General features: G+C 63.4%; 12 protein-coding genes. 5 read left to right on the forward strand and 7 right to left on the reverse strand.

The genetic code is table 11. The features are described 5' to 3' along the window. Positions 1-61: 61 nt before the first annotated feature. Positions 62-1,741: an electron transfer flavoprotein-ubiquinone oxidoreductase gene (locus tag M653_RS0114035; protein ID WP_027143916.1), complete on the reverse strand. Its 1,680-nt coding sequence runs from the start codon at positions 1,739-1,741 to the stop codon at positions 62-64. A gap of 220 nt (positions 1,742-1,961) precedes the next feature. On the opposite strand from M653_RS0114035, the gene M653_RS0114040 reads away from it, so the two are divergent. From M653_RS0114040 to M653_RS0114050, 3 genes are all read left to right on the forward strand, one after another. Beyond that, positions 1,962-2,606 carry a hypothetical protein gene (locus tag M653_RS0114040; protein WP_027143917.1) on the forward strand — a complete coding sequence of 215 codons (645 nt, stop codon included), beginning with the start codon at positions 1,962-1,964 and terminating at the stop codon, positions 2,604-2,606. An 88-nt stretch (positions 2,607-2,694) separates the two neighbouring features. Beyond that, positions 2,695-3,567, forward strand: coding sequence for a uracil-DNA glycosylase (locus M653_RS0114045; protein WP_027143918.1), 873 nt, complete (start codon positions 2,695-2,697; stop codon positions 3,565-3,567). A 54-nt stretch (positions 3,568-3,621) separates the two neighbouring features. Continuing rightward, complete coding sequence (locus M653_RS0114050) at positions 3,622-4,434, forward strand: helix-turn-helix transcriptional regulator (protein WP_027143919.1); 813 nt, start codon at positions 3,622-3,624, stop codon at positions 4,432-4,434. Here the strand turns inward: M653_RS0114050 and M653_RS0114055 are convergent, their stop codons facing one another. Continuing rightward, positions 4,435-5,400, reverse strand: a complete 966-nt coding sequence (locus M653_RS0114055) for a DMT family transporter (protein ID WP_027143920.1) — start codon at positions 5,398-5,400, stop codon at positions 4,435-4,437. Between the two features lie 271 nt (positions 5,401-5,671). Here M653_RS0114055 and pepN point away from each other — a divergent pair, with 271 nt between their 5' ends. Together pepN and M653_RS0114065 are read left to right on the forward strand one after the other, a co-directional pair. Further along, entirely contained in the window at positions 5,672-8,317 is a 2,646-nt protein-coding gene (gene pepN / locus M653_RS0114060) for an aminopeptidase N (RefSeq protein WP_027143921.1), read from the forward strand. 205 nt (positions 8,318-8,522) lie between these two features. Then, entirely contained in the window at positions 8,523-10,844 is a 2,322-nt protein-coding gene (locus M653_RS0114065) for a PAS domain-containing sensor histidine kinase (protein WP_027143922.1), read from the forward strand. 44 nt (positions 10,845-10,888) lie between these two features. Here the strand turns inward: M653_RS0114065 and M653_RS0114070 are convergent, their stop codons facing one another. From M653_RS0114070 to M653_RS0114095, 5 genes are all read right to left on the reverse strand, one after another. Continuing rightward, the gene (locus M653_RS0114070) at positions 10,889-11,362 is read right to left on the reverse strand and encodes a hypothetical protein (protein ID WP_032935320.1); all 474 of its coding nucleotides are present in this window, start codon (positions 11,360-11,362) and stop codon (positions 10,889-10,891) included. Positions 11,363-11,412: 50 nt separating this feature from the next. After that, a complete protein-coding gene (locus M653_RS0114075; protein WP_027143924.1) occupies positions 11,413-14,373 on the reverse strand; it encodes a bifunctional [glutamine synthetase] adenylyltransferase/[glutamine synthetase]-adenylyl-L-tyrosine phosphorylase in 2,961 nt (986 codons plus the stop codon). Continuing rightward, a complete protein-coding gene (locus M653_RS0114080) occupies positions 14,373-15,854 on the reverse strand; it encodes an ATP-binding protein (protein WP_027143925.1) in 1,482 nt (493 codons plus the stop codon). The genes M653_RS0114075 and M653_RS0114080 overlap by 1 nt, the downstream gene beginning before the upstream one ends. Before the next feature lie 8 nt (positions 15,855-15,862). Then, complete coding sequence (locus M653_RS0114085; RefSeq protein ID WP_023771592.1) at positions 15,863-16,537, reverse strand: response regulator transcription factor; 675 nt, start codon at positions 16,535-16,537, stop codon at positions 15,863-15,865. Positions 16,538-16,889: 352 nt separating this feature from the next. After that, positions 16,890-18,446: a Do family serine endopeptidase gene (locus M653_RS0114095; protein WP_027143926.1), complete on the reverse strand. Its 1,557-nt coding sequence runs from the start codon at positions 18,444-18,446 to the stop codon at positions 16,890-16,892. Positions 18,447-18,552: the final 106 nt, after the last annotated feature.

Here is an 18,552-nt window from a genome sequence, read left to right on the forward strand (position 1 = left end):
CGCTTCAACGGGCTTGGTTGAAACGGCCGCCCCTGCGGCGACAGACGAGGTCCGCCGCCGCTCACATACCCTGGTAGACCGGTCCTTCACCGCCCTGCGGCGGCACCCAGTTGATGTTCTGGTTCGGGTCCTTGATGTCGCAGGTCTTGCAGTGGACGCAGTTCTGCGCGTTGATGACGAAGCGCACGTCCTTGGCCTGCGGATCGGCGGCGGCGTTGCCATCCTTGTCCACCCACTCATAGACGCCCGCCGGACAATAGCGCGTGGAAGGTCCGGCGAAAACATCGTGCTCGGACCGTTGCTGCAGCGCCATGTCGCCGACGATGAGGTGCACCGGCTCGTTTTCCTCGTGATTGGTATTGGACAGGAACACCGAGGAGAGGCGGTCGAAGGTGAGCACGCCATCCGGCTTCGGATAAGCGATCTTCTTGTGCTGGGCGGCAGGCTCGAGCGTGGCATAGTCGGCCTTGCCATGCTTCAGCGTGCCGAAGGGCGAGACGCCGAACAGCGTGTTCAGCCACATATCGAGGCCGCCGAGGCTGACGCCTATGACGGTGCCGAAGCGCGACCATAGCGGCTTGACGTTGCGCACCTTCTTCAGGTCCTTGCCGATGTCGGTCGCGCGCCAGGCTTCTTCGTAGGCGGAAAGCTCGTCATTGGCACGGCCGGCGCCGATCGCCTCGGCGACATGATCGGCCGCCAGCATGCCGGACAGCACGGCATTGTGCGAACCCTTGATGCGCGGCACATTGACGAAGCCCGCCGCGCATCCCATCAGCGCGCCGCCCGGGAACGACAATTTCGGCACCGACTGCCAACCACCCTCCGTTATGGCGCGCGCACCGTAGCCCAGGCGCTTGGCGCCCTCGAACGTGCCTGCGATCGCCGGATGGGTCTTGAAGCGCTGGAATTCCTCGAAGGACGACAGATAAGGATTTTTGTAATTGAGGTGGAGGACGAAGCCGACAGCCACCTGGTTGTCCTCCAGATGATAGAGGAACGAACCGCCTCCGGTCTTCATGTCGAGCGGCCAGCCGAAGGAATGCTGCACCAGACCGGGCCGATGGTTCTCCGGCTTGACCTGCCAGAGTTCCTTGAGGCCGATGCCGTATTTGCCCGGCTCGCGGCCATCGGAGAGTTTGTATCTGGCGATCAACTGCTTGGCGAGCGAACCGCGCGCGCCCTCGCCGATCAGCACGTACTTGCCCATCAGCGCCATGCCCGGCGCGAAGCCCGGACCGTGCGTGCCGTCCTTCTCGACACCCATGTCTCCGGTAACGACGCCGGTGACGGCACCTTCTTCATTGTAGAGCAGGCCGGTCGCGGCAAAGCCTGGATAGATCTCGACGCCAAGCGCTTCGGCCTTGCCGGCCAGCCAACGGCAGACGTTCCCCAGCGAGACGATATAGTTGCCGTGGTTGTTCATCAGCGGCGGCATGAGGATGTTGGGCAGGCGGAACGAGCCGGCGGGGCCGAGCACAAGGAAATGGTCCGCCGTGACCGGCGTCTTGAAGGGATGACCATCCTCCTCGCGCCAGCCGGGCAATAGCCGGTCGATGCCGATCGGATCGACGACGGCACCCGATAGGATATGGGCGCCGACCTCGCCGCCCTTTTCCAGCACGACGACCGAGAGCTCGGGATTGACCTGCTTGAGGCGGATGGCCGCGGCAAGGCCGGCCGGTCCGGCACCGACGATGACCACGTCGAATTCCATGCTTTCGCGTTCGATATCGCTCATCAACCCCTCCGCACTGGCTTGCCGCCGTTGGCGTATCTTGCTGGCTCTTGCGCTGCATAGCGCATCATTTGGCGACAGGAAACCGGCGCATACGTGACAATGCGGATTTGGCCAAAAAGTCGCGCATCCCGCGGCAGGCAAGCCGCTTCCACGCGGCGCGACCCGCCAAACTTGCGTTTTTTATTGTTCGACGGCTTGCTTATCGGCCATACTTCCCGCCATGCGCATTCCCGGGCCAGGCGGCTTCTCTTCGACGCGCTTTCCATCAACGCCCGGCCGGGCCTGCCGGGCGATTACTTTGGCCCTTTTGGTTTTGGCGCCGGGTCATGCCGTCGCCGATGAAGTGAAGGTCTGGTCGACAGGCGCGTACTCATTCTCCGACGAGCTTGGCGGTTTCCGCATCACCGGAGCCTCCGGCATTGGAAGCAAGGACGATCCGCTTGTCATCACCGAAGAGCTGAATTCGGCGACACCCGTGACGCTGACCATCCGCACCACAAAGCCGATCCAGACATTCGGCAAGGCGGGTGAGTTCGCCAACGGCATCATGTATATGCGCATAGAAGTGCTCAACAACAGCGGCCAGGGCTGGATTGAATTCCAGTTCGAGCTGCAGGAAATACTGGACCAGCCAAGCGTGTTCGGAGACGGGCTTTCGTTCGACCAGCGCAACAAGACACCTGACAATATCTGGTCGAGCAATTTCGCCGATTTCGATCGCGAGTTCGAACCCTATGATCGGCTGCTGTTCAAAAACGGCAAGGTCGATCCGCTGAAGACCGCCCGCTTCGAATTCCTGATGACCGACTACACGCCGCGTTGGACCTTCTATCTCGTGCAGGATCCACGCATACCCACCGGCTAGACCGCGACGTCTCCTTGGCAGCGGGATTGGCTGCCGCCACGGCCTTCCCGAGGTTGCAAATTGGCGCCGCCCGGACGATGGTGCGGCCATGACTGCCGCCTCTCCCAATCATCCGGTCGATTTCGCCGATCTGCTCGCCTTCTATGCCAGCGCGGGTGTTGACGAGGCTTTGGAGGATGCGCCGGTAAACCGGTTCGCGGAGGCCGCGCCGAAGCCGGCGGAGCGCATGCCGACGGCGACGCCACGCGAAAGCAGCGCACCAGAGCAGCCGCCCGCGGCTCCGCCGCGCCTCGATGGGCGCGCCGTGCCAGATGCTCCGGCCCCGCGCCCGCCGACCTCGGCCGTGCCCGACGAGGCGCAGGCGGCGCTGGCTCGCCAACTGGCGACCGCGGCGGCGTCCCTGGACGAGCTGCGCCAGCACATGGCCGCTTTCGAGGGCTGCAATCTCAAGGGCACCGCCAAGAACCTGGTATTCGCCGACGGCAACCCGCAAGCCGCTGTCATGCTGGTCGGTGAAGCCCCCGGCCGCGACGAGGACATTGAAGGATTGCCCTTCGTCGGCCGCTCGGGCCGCCTGCTCGACCGCATGCTGGCCGCGATCGGCCTCGACCGCGGCTCGGTCTACATAGCCAATGTCATTCCCTGGCGGCCGCCCGGCAACCGCACGCCGACGCCCCACGAGACAGAGATCTGCCGGCCGTTCATCGAGCGTCAGATCGAGCTGGTCAATCCCAAGGTGCTGATCAATCTCGGCGGTCCGTCGGCCAAGACCTTGCTCAACACCTCGGAAGGTATCCTGCGGCTGCGCGGCACCTGGCGCGTCCACACCACGGCGTCCGGCGTTGCCATTCCGGCCATGCCGACGCTGCATCCGGCCTATCTCTTGCGGACGCCCGCACACAAGAAGCTCGCGTGGCGGGATTTTCTGGAGGTGAAGGCGAAGCTGCGGGCGCTCTCCTAGCGATGACCTCGCGGGTAATTGAAATGCTTTGGCCCGCGGCTTAACCATTCTCCCATGACAACGCCTCAAACCTCCGCCGGCAGTCTCATACGCGAATGGCGCACGCGCCGCCGCATGAGCCAGCTCGACCTCGCCATGGAAGCCGAAATTTCGCAACGGCATCTCTCTTTCGTCGAAAGCGGTCGCGCCGCACCTTCGCGCGACATGGTGCTGCATCTGGCCGAGCAGCTTGCGATCCCACTGCGGCAACGCAATCAATTGCTGCTGGCCGCGGGCTTCGCGCCGAGCTTCAGCGAACGGCCGCTCACCGATAGGACGCTGGCACCCGCGATGGCGGCGGTCGAGATGGTGCTCAAGGGGCATGAGCCGTTTCCGGCATTGGCGGTGGACCGGCATTGGAACCTGGTTAAGGCCAACGCGGCAATCGGGCCATTCCTGGCCGATGTTTCCGAGCCCTCATTGCTCCAGCCACCCGTCAATGTGCTGCGGCTCAGCCTCCACCCGGGTGGTGTCGCGCCGCGTATCGTGAATCTCCAGGAATGGCGCATCCACCTGCTCGAACGGCTGAAGCATCAGAACGATGCCGCCGGCGACCCGGAGCTGATCGCATTGGAGCAAGAGCTTCGCGGCTACCCCTCCGGCCTGAAGAGCAGCCGGCCGGCGCCGGTCGAGCCGAATGCCATCGTGCACCCGCTCAGGCTTGCCCACGGCGACACGGTGCTTTCCTTCATCAGCACCATTACCGTGTTCGGTACACCGCTGGATGTGACGCTTTCTGAACTGGCGATCGAGTCGTTCTTCCCGGCCGACGAACAGACAAGAGCGGTGCTGGTGCGGTTGGCGAAAGAGCGGACGGAACGGTCGTGATCATCCCTGCGGCAGGGCCGCCTTGCGGGTGCGGGTGCGCTCCAGACCCAGTTGCCGTTCGCGCCAGATGATGAAGATGCCGGCGGCCACCACGATCACACCACCGACCAGCGTGCCGGACGAGGTCACGTCGCCGAAAACGAAATAGCCGACGACGACGCCAAGGATCATCGAAGTGTATTCGAAAGGCGCCACTACCGAGGCTTCGGCATGGCGATAGGCCGCGGTCATCAGAATCTGGCCGAGGCCGCCACAGAAGCCGGCCATGATGAGCAGTGCTGCTTGCGCCGGCGTCAGCGATTGCCAGCCGAAGGGCAGCGTCAGCAGCGAGAGCACGCTCGCCGTTGACGAGAACCACAGCACGATGGTGGCCGTCTTCTCTGTCTGGACGAGATTGCGCACGAGCAACATGGCGACAGCCGAGATTGCCGCGGCCGCCAGCGCGGCCATGACGCCCAGGACCTCCTGGTCGTCCAGCCCTTGATCCGAATTGAGCAGCGTCAGTTCCGGCCAGGAAATGATGAGCACGCCAATGAGGCCGATCGCGACGGCACTCCAGCGATAAACACGGATCGTCTCGCCAAGGAACACCGAGGAGAACACCACGACCAGCAGCGGCTGTGCATAGTTCAGGGTGATCGCCTCCGGCAACGGCAACCTGGTGAGCGCGAAAAAGCCGAGCCCCATGGCACCGACGCCGACGACGCCACGCGCGACATGGTTGAAGGGACGTTTCGTGACGAATGCCGTGGCCAGATGTCCTTTCAATGCCAGGAAGGCAATGATCGGGAAGATGGCGAAGAAGGAACGGAAGAAGACGATCTGCCCGGCAGGCACGTCGCCCGCCGCCTTGATACAGGTTTGCATGCCGACAAAAACCGCCACGGAGACGATCTTCAGCACGATGCCCCTGAGCGTATCGTGGCCGCCGGTGGTTTCTGGTTGCGCCTCCGCCCCGGATGTCACTTTGGCAATGCGTCTCTGCCCGCCGCCGAGGGCACGTTGCGGGTCTCGAAATGGCAGAACGGGAAATTATCGGGGCGCCGAACGAAAGCGCCCATCCCGAATTTCGGTGTGACGGCGGTCATGACTGCCCTCGCGATGATGAAAGGAAGGCCTGAATTAGGCTCTGCCGCAGTTTTGTCGAGGGTGTGTTTCGTGTAAAGAGCGCGGACTTTGAATTTTTTGGACCAGCCAAAACATGTCCGGTCCCGGAAAAGACAGGAAAAGCCAGGGAATGCGCACCGACACAGGCCAGGTCTTCAAACTCGAGGACTATCGCCCCAGCGACTACCTCATTCCGGAAACCAAGCTTGACTTCCGTCTTTCGCCACAGGCCACCGTCGTCACCGCGATACTGACCGTAGAGCGCCGCGAGGGGATATCGAAATCGGCTCCGCTGGTGCTCGACGGCGATGGGTTGACGCTCAAGCGCGTCGAGATCGACGGCAAGATGGTGAGACCGGCTGATCTGCTGGCGAGCCCGGACCAACTGACCCTGCTCAAGCCGCCGGCCACACGTCGTTTCCAACTGCGGATCGAAACCGAACTGGCGCCGGCCAGCAATGAGGCTCTTATGGGCCTTTACCGTTCGAACAATGTTTACTGCACGCAGTGCGAGGCGGAGGGTTTTCGCCGCATCACCTACTTCCTGGATCGCCCCGATATCCTGTCCGTCTACACGGTGCGGATCGAGGCGCGGCGCGACGAGGCGCCGCTGCTCCTGTCCAACGGCAATCCGGTCGAGAACGGCGATCTCGCCGATGGCTGGCACTACGCCAGCTGGCACGACCCCTTCCCCAAGCCGTCCTACCTGTTCGCGCTGGTGGCCGGGAATCTCGGGCAGGTCGCCGACAGTTTCGTGACCATGTCCGGCCGCAAGGTCGAGCTCGGTATCCATGTCGAGCCCGGCAAGGAGGCGCTCGCCGGCTACGCGATGGATGCACTGAAGCGGTCCATGCGATGGGACGAGGAGGCGTTTGGCCGCGAGTACGACCTCGACGTCTTCAACATCGTCGCCGTGTCTGACTTCAACATGGGCGCGATGGAGAACAAGGGCCTCAACATCTTCAACGACAAATACGTGCTGGCCGACCAGGAGACGGCGACGGACGCCGATTTCGCCAATATAGAGGCCATCATCGCCCATGAGTATTTCCACAATTGGACAGGCAATAGAATCACTTGCCGCGACTGGTTCCAGCTTTGCCTGAAGGAAGGGCTGACGGTCTTCCGCGATCATGAATTCTCCGCCGACCAGCGCTCGCGCGCGGTCAAGCGCATCGCCGAAGTGCGCACGTTGCGTGCCCACCAATTTCCCGAGGACCAGGGACCGCTGGCGCATCCCGTGCGGCCGCGCCGCTACCGCGAGATCAACAATTTCTATACGGCGACGGTCTACGAAAAAGGCTCCGAGGTGGTGCGCATGATCCGCACCATTCTCGGCGCCGAGGTCTTTCGCGCCGGCATGGACCTCTATTTCGAACGCCACGACGGCGAAGCCGCGACCATCGAGGACTTCATCAAAGTGTTCGAGGAGGCGTCCGGCCGCGATCTTTCGCAATTCGCGCTCTGGTATCACCAGGCTGGCACGCCCAACCTGACGGTAAGTTCGACGCACAATCCGGCCGCACAGGAATTCACGCTCGAGATCGAGCAGTCGGTGCCGCCGACTCCGTCGGAAAGCCGCAAGCGGCTGATGCATATCCCGCTCGCCTTCGGCCTGATCGGCGCCGGCGGCAAGCCGGTGGAGTATGACCGCGTCGAGGGCGCCAGCGTCGAGGACGGCGTCATCCATATCCGCAAGCGCCGTCACATGGTGCATTTTTCCGGCGTTGCCGAACGACCGGCGGTGTCGCTCAACCGCGGCTTTTCGGCGCCGGTGACGCTGTCGGTCGAGCAGAAGGCCGCCGACCAGTTCTTCCTCGCCCGCCATGACAGCGACGCCTTCTCGCGCTGGCAGGCCTTCAACACGCTGCTCACCGATGCGCTGATCGCTGCCTTCCGCCAGATCCTCGGCGGCAAACAGCCGGACTTCGCCTCACGGCTGACCGAGCTAGCCGGCGTCATCGCCAGCGACGAGACACTCGAGCCAGCCTATCGGGCCCTTGCCCTGGCGCTGCCTGGCGACGCCGACATCGCGCGTGACATCGGCAAGAACATCGATCCCGACGCCATCCATACCGCCCGCCACGCGCTTGCGCTGGCGATCGGCACGGCCAATGGCGAGGCATTTTCCGGCCTCTACGACAGCCTTGCCGACAAGAACGCCTTCAGCCCCGACGCGGCGAGCGCGGGACGACGCGCCTTGCGCAACATTCTGCTGGATTATCTCTCGCTGCTGCCTGGTGGAGCGGCATTGGCGGCCGGGCATTTCCAGTCCGCGACCAACATGACCGACCGCGCGGCCGCATTGGCCGTTCTCGCGCATCGTCACCACGGATCGCCAGAGGCGAAAAAGGCGCTGGCGGCTTTCGAAAAGATATATGCATCCGACCCGCTGGTCATGGACAAATGGTTCCAGATCCAGGCCAGCGTGCCGGGGCCGCAGGCTGTCGACGCGGTTCGGTCCCTGACCGCTCATCCGGGGTTTTCGATGGGCAACCCGAACCGGGTGCGCTCGCTGATCGGCACATTCTCAAGCGCCAACCAGACCGGCTTCCATCGCCCCGACGGCGAAGGTTACCGTTTCTTAGCGCAGACGGTGCTCGAGGTCGAAAAGCGCAACCCGCAAGTGGCGGCTAGGCTGGCGACGGCGCTCAGGTCCTGGCGTTCGCTCGAACCGGGCCGGCAAGCCAAGGCCAGGGAAGCACTGGTTTCGATCGCCAATACCGAAAACCTGTCGGCGGACCTGCGCGACATTGTCGAGCGCACGCTGGCATAGGCGCCCCCTGCCTTGTCCCGTACGAGAGAGGCCAAGCCGCCTCACCTCCAAAGTCCGTTATTTTAGTCGATTTTTAATCTTTTTTCGCCGGAGCACTGGACAAGGCGAATCACCTTTGATTCTTTAATGGCGATTCGGAAGTGCGGTGTTGCCGGATCACCAGCACATAGAAATGCGGCATACTGGAAATCGGGGAGTGCCATTTATGGCGAAGGCGGACGCGTGGGGCGCGCCCGGAGGGATGGCTTTTGCGCGTCGCGAGACGCGCAGCGACGGCCTTGCCGGGAATACGCGGCTCATCGCCGAACCAGCCTACAAGCGTCTTCTTGCGGCTGAACCGCTTTTGCGCCGGTCGATACCAGCCCTCATCGTCATCTTCCTCCTCGTCATCGCGGCGCTGCGCGTGCTCTCGCTCATGAACGAGCGCGACGACATCGAGCGCGATGCCAAGGCGATCCTGACGCTGGGCGCCGCGCAGCTCGCCAGCTCGCTCGCCACGACATCGGACACGCTGCCGGGCGCCACCCAGGACCTGCTGGAGACCACCAGCCGCCAAGGCGCGATGGGCCGCAGCCATGTGCTCGTCATCACCGACAGTGCCTTCAAGATCACCGCGGTGACACCACGTTCCGTGCCCTGGCAAGGCCATTCGCTCGACGGCCTCGTCCAGGGCGGCCAACCCCTATTCATGTTCGGGGATCGCGCCGGTGTCATGGAGGTCAACATCGGCGGTGAGGACTGGTACGCGGCGGTCAGCCTGTCCAAGGACAGGAAGGGAGCCGCCGCGGCGCTTGTGCCGCAGGAAGCGGTCTTCGACACGTGGCGCAAGACCGTCTCGCTCAACGTTACCCTGTTCGTGCTGACGGCCGGCGTGCTGATCATCATCCTCTATGCCTATTTCGGACAGGCGGCGCGCGCGCAGGCTGCCGACCGCATCTATCTCGAAGCGCATCAACGTATCGACATGGCGCTGGTTCGCGGCCGCTGCGGCCTGTGGGACTGGGACATGGTGCGCGGCAAGATGTACTGGTCACGCTCGATGTACGACATGCTCGGCTACGAACCCTGCGAGACGATGCTTTCGTTCGGCGAGGTCGACGAGATCATTCATCCCGAGGACGGCGACCTGTTCGAGCTCGCCAACAGGATCGTCGCACGCGAGATCGATCACATCGACCAGGTGTTCCGGATGCGTCATGCCGATGGCCAGTGGGTGTGGATGCGCGCCCGGGCCCAAGTCATGGATCCGGAAGCGCCGGAGATCCAGTTGATCGGCATCGCGGTCGACGTCACCGAGCAACGGCATCTGGCGCTCCGCTCCGAAGCGGCAGATCTTCGCCTCAGGACCGCGATCGAGAACATCAATGAATCCTTCGTGTTGTGGGATTCGGCTCAGAACCTGATCATGTGCAATTCCAAATACCAGCAGGACAACGGGCTCTCTGATCGCGACGTAATGCCAGGCGTGACGCGCGCATCCCTGGAAGAGCGGATGCTGGCCTTTGCTTCGGAGCGCCGGCTTGCCAACACCAATGGTCCGCAGGGCGGCGCCACGTTCGAGCGGCAGCTGTCCGACGGCCGCTGGCTGCAGGTCAACGAACTCAGGACCAGGGACGGCGGCATCGTCTCGGTCGGGTCCGACATCACCCAGATCAAGCTGCATCAGGAAAAGCTGGTCGACAGCGAGCGCCGGCTGATGGCGACGATCCATGATCTCAGCCTCGCACGGCGGGCCGAAGAGGAACGGTCGCGCGAACTGGTCGACCTCAACCGCAAATACATGAAGGAAACCGAGCGCGCCGAAGCGGCGAACCGGGCCAAATCCGAATTCCTGGCCAACATGTCGCATGAACTGCGCACGCCGCTCAACGCCATCATCGGCTTCTCCGAACTGATGGAACAAAGGTTGTTCGGCCGGCTGGGGTCGGAGCGCTACGAGGAGTACGCCACCGACATCAACAGCAGCGGCAAATACCTGCTCGGCGTCATCAACGACATTCTCGATATGTCCAAGATCGAGGCGGGCCAGTTCTCGCTGGACCAGGAACAGATCGACCTCGGTCCGCTGATCAGCGAAACCGTGCGTGTCGTGTCGCTGCAGGCGGCGCAGAAGGCGATCACCGTGGAAACGCGTATCGCCGACGCGCTGACGCTGTTCGCCGATCGCCGGGCAATCAAGCAGATCGTCATCAACCTCCTGTCCAACGCGGTGAAATTCACCGGCCAGGGCGGCCACATATCGGTCAGGGCCCGCAACACCTCAGGCGCGCTGGTGCTGACGATCGAGGACAATGGCTGCGGTATCCCGAAGGAAGCGCTTGGCAAGCTCGGGCGCCCCTTCGAGCAGGTGCAGAACCAGTTTTCCAAGAACCATGCCGGCTCCGGACTTGGCCTTGCCATTTCCCGCTCGCTGGCCGAGTTGCAAGGCGGCGCACTGAAGATCCGTTCCACCGAAGGCGTCGGCACGATCGTGTCGGTGCGCATTCCGGTGAAGAAGGCTCCGCCTGCGGTCAAAGCCGCGGCCTGAGCGGCAGGCTCCGGCTGACGGCCCGGAGCCTGCGTCAGCCAGCCTCACTGCATGCCGTTTTCGTCGTCGCCTCCTTGACGATGACGGCCAAAGCGCCCGCCCTTCGGCAGCTCGCGGTTCTCGATCTTTCCGTCATTGTTCTTGTCGAGTATCGCGAAAAGCTTCTTTTCGCGGCCGCTGATGTCATCTGATGTCAGCGTGCCGTCGCCCTTGCTGTCGTAACGGGCGATGATGCGCCTTGCCATACGTTCGAAGCGCGCCTTCTCCAGTGCGTCGGCGAGTTGAGCGACAGTCAGTTTGCCGCCATTGTCAGCCACGAGCTTCTTGAGCCGCGCGTCCATCACATCGGAGAACTGGTCGAAGGTGATAGTGCCGTTATTGTCCTTCATCGCCTTGTCGAGCCGCATCATGGTGCGCTCACGCATGGTTACGCTGTCGACATTCTCGGCATAGGCGCCGCCGCCGACAGCTCCGGCCAGGGCGATGAAGGCAATTGCGAGCTTGTTTGTCTTTCTCATGGTTTTCTCCTGTTGCATCGTCACCCCCGATGCAGCCGAACGCTCGTTGATCACGAACCCCCGGCACGAAGCAAAAGGTCGAAATCCTTCCTGACCTTTTGCGACGTCTCCTTGAGGTGTGCCTCCAGCACACCGAAATCCGGCAGGTCAGTGACCGCCAGAAGCAGATCCGAAAGCCCCGGCGGAACGTCGTCACGTTCGAAGGGTCCGGTAAGGCACAGCCGCGTCATCTGGGTCAGCGCCAGATAGAGGGCGTAAGCATCGCCAAGGTCCTGCCTGATCCCGGCATTGGCGAAACGTGGCGTCAGGCGAGACAGGATCTCGGCCGTACCGGTGGCGCGCGGCCCGGCCTCGACCTGCCTGATGATGACAGCCACCTGGGCGATGAATTCGAGATCGATCAGACCACCCGGGATCAGCTTGATGTCCCAGAGGTCGCGTGGCGCCTTCTCCTGCTCGATCATGGCACGCATGTCCGACGCCTCCGCCCTCACCTTCGCCGCATCGCGCGGCTGGCTGAGCAACGTGACAACTTCCGCCTCGACCTCGCCGCATAGGCGGGGGTCACCAGCAATCGGCCGCGCCCGCGACAGGGCCATGTGCTCCCAGGTCCAAGCCTCCTGGCGCTGGTATTTCTTGAAGGCATCGATGTGGGTGGCGACCGGTCCCTTGTTGCCGGACGGCCGCAAACGCAGGTCGAGCTCGTAGAGCACCCCTTCCGCCGTCGGCGCCGATACAGCCGATATCAGCCGCTGCGTCATGCGGGTGTAGTAGTGCGAAGGCGCCAGCGGTTTTTCACCGTCGGAGTCCTCGGCATTCGCATCGTGGTCGTAAAGCAGAATAAGATCGACATCCGATCCGGCGGTCAATTCGCGGCTGCCGAGCTTGCCCATGCCGAGCAGCGAAACCACGCCACCGGCGATCGTGCCGTGGCGCACCGCGAATTCTGCGGTCACCGCTTGCAACGCAGCCGCGATGGTCAGGTCCGCCAGATCGGAGAAGGCGCGGCCGGCGCGGGCCGGATCGATCGAACCGGCGAGCAGCCTCACACCGATCAGGAATTTCTGCTCGGAAGCAAATATGCGCAGCCGGTCGAGCACGTCCTCATAGGCCCTGTCGCCTTCGAGGAAGGCGGACAACCGCGCCGAGAGATAGACGCGGTCGGGAAGCTCGGTCAGCAATGCCGGGTCGAGCAAGCCGTCGAAGACATGCGGCCAGCGGGTGATGATCGCCGCCAGCCGGGGTGCCGCGCCCATGATCGTCGCCATCAGCCTGAGCAAGGCGGGGTTCGACTGCAACAACGAGAACAATTGGATGCCGGCCGGCAGGCCGGCGAGGAATTCGTCGAAACGGACCAGCGCCTCATCGGCCCGGCGCGTCTGGCCAAAGGCCTTGAGCAGTGCCGGTGTCAGTTCCGTCAGCCGCTCGCGCGCCTCCGCCGACCGGGTGACGCGATAGCGCCCGAAATGCCAGCCGCGGATGACACGGCAGATATCGCTTGGCCTCTGAAAACCGAGGCCGTGCAAGGTCCGCAGCGTGTCCGGGTCGTCGACGTCACCGGTGAAGACCAGGTTGCCGATGCCGGCCGAAAGCTCGGGTGCTGTTTCGAACAGCGCGGCATAGTGGCGCTCGACCTGCTGCAGCGAGGCACGGAACGCCCCGGCAAACACGACCGCGTCGGCAAAGCCCAGCATGCGGGCGATGCGCTCCAGCCCTTCATCGTCTTCCGGCAGCGTGTGCGTCTGCTCGTCGGCCACCATCTGGATAGCGTGTTCGACGCGACGCAGGAACCAGTACTGGCGCGCGAGCGCGTCACGCGCATCTGATGTGATCCAGCCCCGAGCCGCGAGCTGACCGAGCATCGGCACGGTTTCGCGGCCGCGCAGCTCCGGGAAGCGGCCGCCGGCGATGAGCTGCTGGGTCTGGACGAAGAACTCGATCTCGCGAATGCCGCCGCGCCCAAGCTTGACGTTGTGTCCTTTCACGGCGATCTCGCCATGACCCTTATGGGCATGAATCTGGCGCTTGATCGAATGGACGTCGGCAATAGCCGCATAGTCCATGTATTTGCGCCAGATATAGGGCTGGAGCTCCTTGAGAAAGGCATCGCCCGCCGCGAGATCGCCGGCGACCGGGCGCGCCTTGATCATCGCGGCGCGTTCCCAGTTCTGGCCGCGCGCTTCGTAGTAGCGCAGCGCGGCTTCAACCGGAATTGCCAGCGGGGTCGAGCCGGGATCGGGACGCAATCTCAGATCGGTGCGGAAGACATAGCCGTGCTCGGTGCGATCCTGCAGGATGCGCACCAGCCGCCGCGTCAGGCGTGAAAACAGGTCGGTGGCGTCGAGTGGATCGACCACTGCGGGCGCTTCCGGATCGAAGAACACGACGAGGTCGATGTCGGAGGAGAAATTCAGCTCATGCGCGCCGAGCTTGCCCATGCCGAGCAGGATCCATCCCGATCGATGCGACGGACTGTCGAGGTCGGGCAGTTTGAGCTTGCCCTGGCCATGCGCGTCACGCAGCAGGAAATCGACGGCCGCGCGGGTGCAGGCGTCTGCGAGATCGCTCAACCGCCTTACAGTCAGCGAGGTTTCAGCCTCGCCCGAAAGATCGGCGAGTGCGATCAGGAAATGCGCCTCGGCCTTATGCCGGCGCAGCTCCATCATCAGGCCGGATTCCGAGACCGTTTCCGCCAGCGGCGCCTGCTCGATCGCGGCGGTGATCGCCTTCAGGCGGGTCTCGACCGGCAGGTCGAAGAGGCCGTCCAGGATTTGCGGCCGGCGGCGCGCCGTATCGCGCAGGAACGGCGAAAAGTCAAAGACGGCGGCCAGGAAATCCTGCGCCGTCCCCTTGCCGGCCAGGAATTTGGCTGCCCGTGTCAGCCCTTCTTCGCGCGCTGCGTCCGCGATTTCGAACAATTCCTGCCGTGCCCGGCTCTCGTCGAGCGGAGCAAGCGAGGTTTCCAGGCTCAGCAACCAGTCTGTCTTGCTCCGCTTGGCAACGGCCGCCATCAGTGGTCCTCCCGCGCGGGGAAACTCATGACCACGGATAGTCCCGGATTGCCAGGCAACAGGTCAAGCCGGCCGTAATGGAATGTCATGACGGCCTTGGCGAGACTGAGGCCAAGGCCGGAACCGGGCTGCGAACGGCTCTTCTCCAGCCGTACGAATCGTTCGGTCGCCCGGGCGCGATCGGCTTCGTCGGGAATGCCCTGGCCGTTGTCGGCGACGGAAAGCCTGATCTCGCCATGCGTGCGTTCGAGCGCCACACGGACCGCCGGCCTGGATGTGGAATCGGTTGAGTACTTGATCGCATTGTCGACGATGTTGGAAAGCGCCTGGCCGATCAGTTCGCGGTTGCCGTCAACGACAAAAGCACCGTTCACCTCGGCGTCCAGCGCAACGCCAGCCTCCTCGGCCACGGGCTCGTAGAGTTCGACCACATCACGCACGGCCGCCGCCAGATCGACGCGGTTGGTGTGCTCGGAAGAATACCCAGCTTCCAGCCGGGAGATCATCAGGATGGCGTTGAAGGTTTTTATCAGCTGGTCAGACTCGGCTATGGTGCCTTCCAGCGCCTGCCGATAGTCCGATGTTTTCTGCTTGCCGGAAAGCGTCGCTTCGGCCCGGTTGCGCAGCCGGGTCAGCGGCGTCTTCAGGTCATGCGCGATGTTGTCGGATACCTGCTTCAGGCCTTCGTTGAGCGTGGAGATCCTGGCCAGCATGACATTGAGGTTTTCCGATAGCCGGTCGAACTCGTCACCGGCGCCGGTCACCGGCAACCGGCCACTGAGATCACCGCCCATAATGCGCCGGCTTGCCTCGGAAACCCCGTCGATACGCTTCAATGCCGCGCGGCCAACAAAGAACCAGATCAGGATGCCGCCCACCCCCATCATGCCGAGCGCCAGCACCAGCGAACGGCGGATGACGGCACGGAACCGCTCGGGTTCGCCGAGATCGCGGCCGACCAGCATGATCATCTGGTTCGGCAGCCGCAGCACCAGGGCAATGGCGTTGTGACCCTTTTCGCCTTCGGCCTGCGGCGGCGCATTATCGCCAGTCGAAGGAGGCGTCGCCTGGTCCGACGTTCCGCTGCGCAGGCGATCAAGCTCACCCTCGCCGAAGCGCTTGTAGGAGAACGGCTCGGTCGTCCAGCCCTCGGTGTCGATCACCCCAGGTTCAAGACTCTGCACATTGCCTGTCAGGATCTGGCCGTTGGCATCGGCGATCAGATAGAGGTTGGCGCCGGGCTGGCGCGAGCGGGCCTCGACCACGCGGACCAATACCGGCAGACCTCCGCGCTGATAGGCGCGGGCAAGGCCGAGCACTTCGTCGTTGATGGTCTCCTGCGTCTGCGCCGTCAACATGCGCGCCGAGAGCGAAGTCATGTAGAGGACGAGCAGCACCGCGCAGAGTGCAAAGAGCAGGAGATACAGCGCCGAAAGCCGTGCGGCCGTCGTCTTCATGATGGCGGGCACGGAAAGCGCCATGCTGCCGCCTAGCCGCCCTTCAGCATGTAGCCGGCGCCGCGAACCGTGTGCAGGATGGGCTTGTCGAAACCCTTTTCGATCTTGCCGCGTAGCCGCGAGACGTGGACATCGATGACATTGGTCTGCGGATCGAAATGATAATCCCAGACATTTTCGAGCAGCATGGTGCGCGTCACCACCTGGCCGGCATGGCGCATAAGATATTCGAGCAGACGGAATTCGCGTGGCTGCAGCGTGATCTCGCGCGCCGCCCGGCGGACGGAATGCGATAGCCTGTCGAGTTCAAGGTCGCCAACCCGGTAGACGGTCTCGGCCTCCTTGGCGCTGGCGCGTCGATTCAGCACCTCGACGCGCGCCAGAAGTTCGGAAAAGGCATAGGGCTTGGTGAGATAGTCGTCGCCGCCGGCGCGCAGGCCAGTGACCCGGTCATCGACCTCGCCCAGCGCCGACAGGATGAGCACCGGCGTCGTGTTGCCCCTGGAGCGGAGAGCGGCAATGACGGATAGGCCGTCGCGGCGCGGCATCATCCGATCGATGACCATCACGTCATAGTCACCCGCATCGGCAAGCGCGAAGCCGGTCTCGCCGTCACCCGCGACATGCGCGGTATGACCCGCTTCCGTGAAGGCTTTCTGCAGATAATCCGCAGCCTCGCGATCGTCTTCTATGACGAGAATCTTCATAGGGCCGTTATACGCGATTTCGCTGGAAGGTTGAGTAGCCGGCATCTGCATTTTAGCCTTTGCCAAAGCACATCGCGATCAAGAGGATCGAGAGCGCGCGCGATAAAATCTTTGTTCCGTGGCGTCGTTACGCCCGACATGCCGGTTCCCGGTCATGTCGTTACCCGCAACCACCGACCAATCGGCTTCGGGCACGAGGGCGTGATGGGCAGTCATATGCGGGCGCGGCAGCGGGCGATGGGAAGCCCGCTGCCGCTGAAGAAGAGCGCGATGACTGACTAACGGGCTCTCCTTCTTGCTTTCCCATGCGGCGACTCGGGGGTGCTGAAACCGCCGCATTGGAAAAGTCGTCTCAGCCCTTGGCCACCGGCAGCGCGACGAAGCGGTTGTTGTCGTCGCGGGAGATCTGCATCAGCACCGACTTGCGTCCGGATTTGACCGCATCGGCCATGGCCTTGGTGACGTCTTCTGTGCCGTTGACCTCCGCCGAGTTGACCGCGGTGATGACGTCGCCCGGCTGGATGCCGCGATCGGCGGCGGCGCTGTCTGGGTCGACGTCGGTCACCACCAGACCCTTGCCGTTTTCGGACTTAGTGACGGTGAGGCCGAGATCTGCCAGCGTGTCCGGCTTTGCCGGAGCGGCGGGTTGCTGCTGCTGGTCGCCCGACGCCTGCTTGTCGCTGGCGGGCAGCTTGCCGAGATCGACCTTGACCGTCTGGCCCTTGCCGTCACGCCACACGGTGACGTCAACCGACTTGCCCGGCGAATAGGCGCCGATCAGGCGGGCGAGTTCCTTCGGCGAGGCAACGTCCTTGCCATCGACCTGGGTGATGACATCACCTGCGGTAATGCCGGCCTTTTTGCCGGGGCCATCATCCTGGGCGCTCGAAACCAGGGCGCCATTGTTGGACTTCAGACCGAGCGATTCGGCAATATCGGAGGTGACCGGCTGGATTTCGACACCGAGCCAGCCGCGCTGGACCGCGCCATTCTTCATCAGGTCTCCGACGACCTGCTTGGCGGTCGAGGCAGGAATGTCGAAGGCGATGCCGACGCTGCCGCCCGAGGGCGAGAAGATGGCGGTGTTGATGCCGACCACCTGGCCGTTGAGATTGAAGGTCGGGCCGCCCGAATTGCCGCGGTTGACCGAGGCATCGATCTGGAGGAAATCGTCATAGGGGCCGGCGCCGATATCGCGGCCGCGCGCCGAAACGATGCCGGCGGTAACGGTGCCGCCGAGGCCGAACGGGTTGCCGACAGCCACGACCCAGTCGCCGACGCGAACCTTGGATTCGTCGGCGAAGTCGACATAGGTGAATTTGCCGCCGCCGTCGACCTTGAGCACGGCGAGGTCGGTGCGCGGATCGGTGCCGACCAGCTTGGCGTCGAGTTCCTTACCGTCATTGGTCACCACGGTGAAGGCGGTGCCTTCTTCAACGACGTGGTTGTTGGTGACGAGATAACCGTCTTCGGAAATGAAGAAGCCGGAGCCCTGCGCCACCGGGCGCGGCTGATCGTTGTTGCGGTCGCGGTGGCCGAAGCGGCGGTGACCTTCGTCGTTCTGACCACCCTGGTCCTGGTCACCAAAGCCACGGAATTCCTTGAAGAAGCGGCGCAGCTGCGGATTGTTGGGAAGATTGTCGAAACCGCCCTGATCGTCGGAACCGTCATCGGCTGTCGGTTGCAGCTTGGCCTTGACCTTGACACTGACCACGGCTGGCGAAACGCGCTCAACGACATCGGCGAAGCTCGGGACCTGCGGAGCCTCGACACGCACGGCGTCAGCCAGAACGGGGCTGGTTCCACTGGTCAGCGCGCCAAATCCGATCGCGCCGGCGACAGCGACGGACGCGACGGCAGCCAGAAGACGCTTGCGGGTGAGGGAATATGAATTGGGGGCAATATTCATGGATCTCTTATCCTCTTTCAAACGGACGCGCCTTGATCGGCATCCTCAAGAAACGAGAATTAGAGCGGCGCACATTACGACGCCATTTCCGGCACATGAAACTTTG

This window comes from Mesorhizobium sp. WSM3626, assembly GCF_000513935.1.
Taxonomy (GTDB): Bacteria; Pseudomonadota; Alphaproteobacteria; order Rhizobiales; family Rhizobiaceae; genus Mesorhizobium; species Mesorhizobium salmacidum.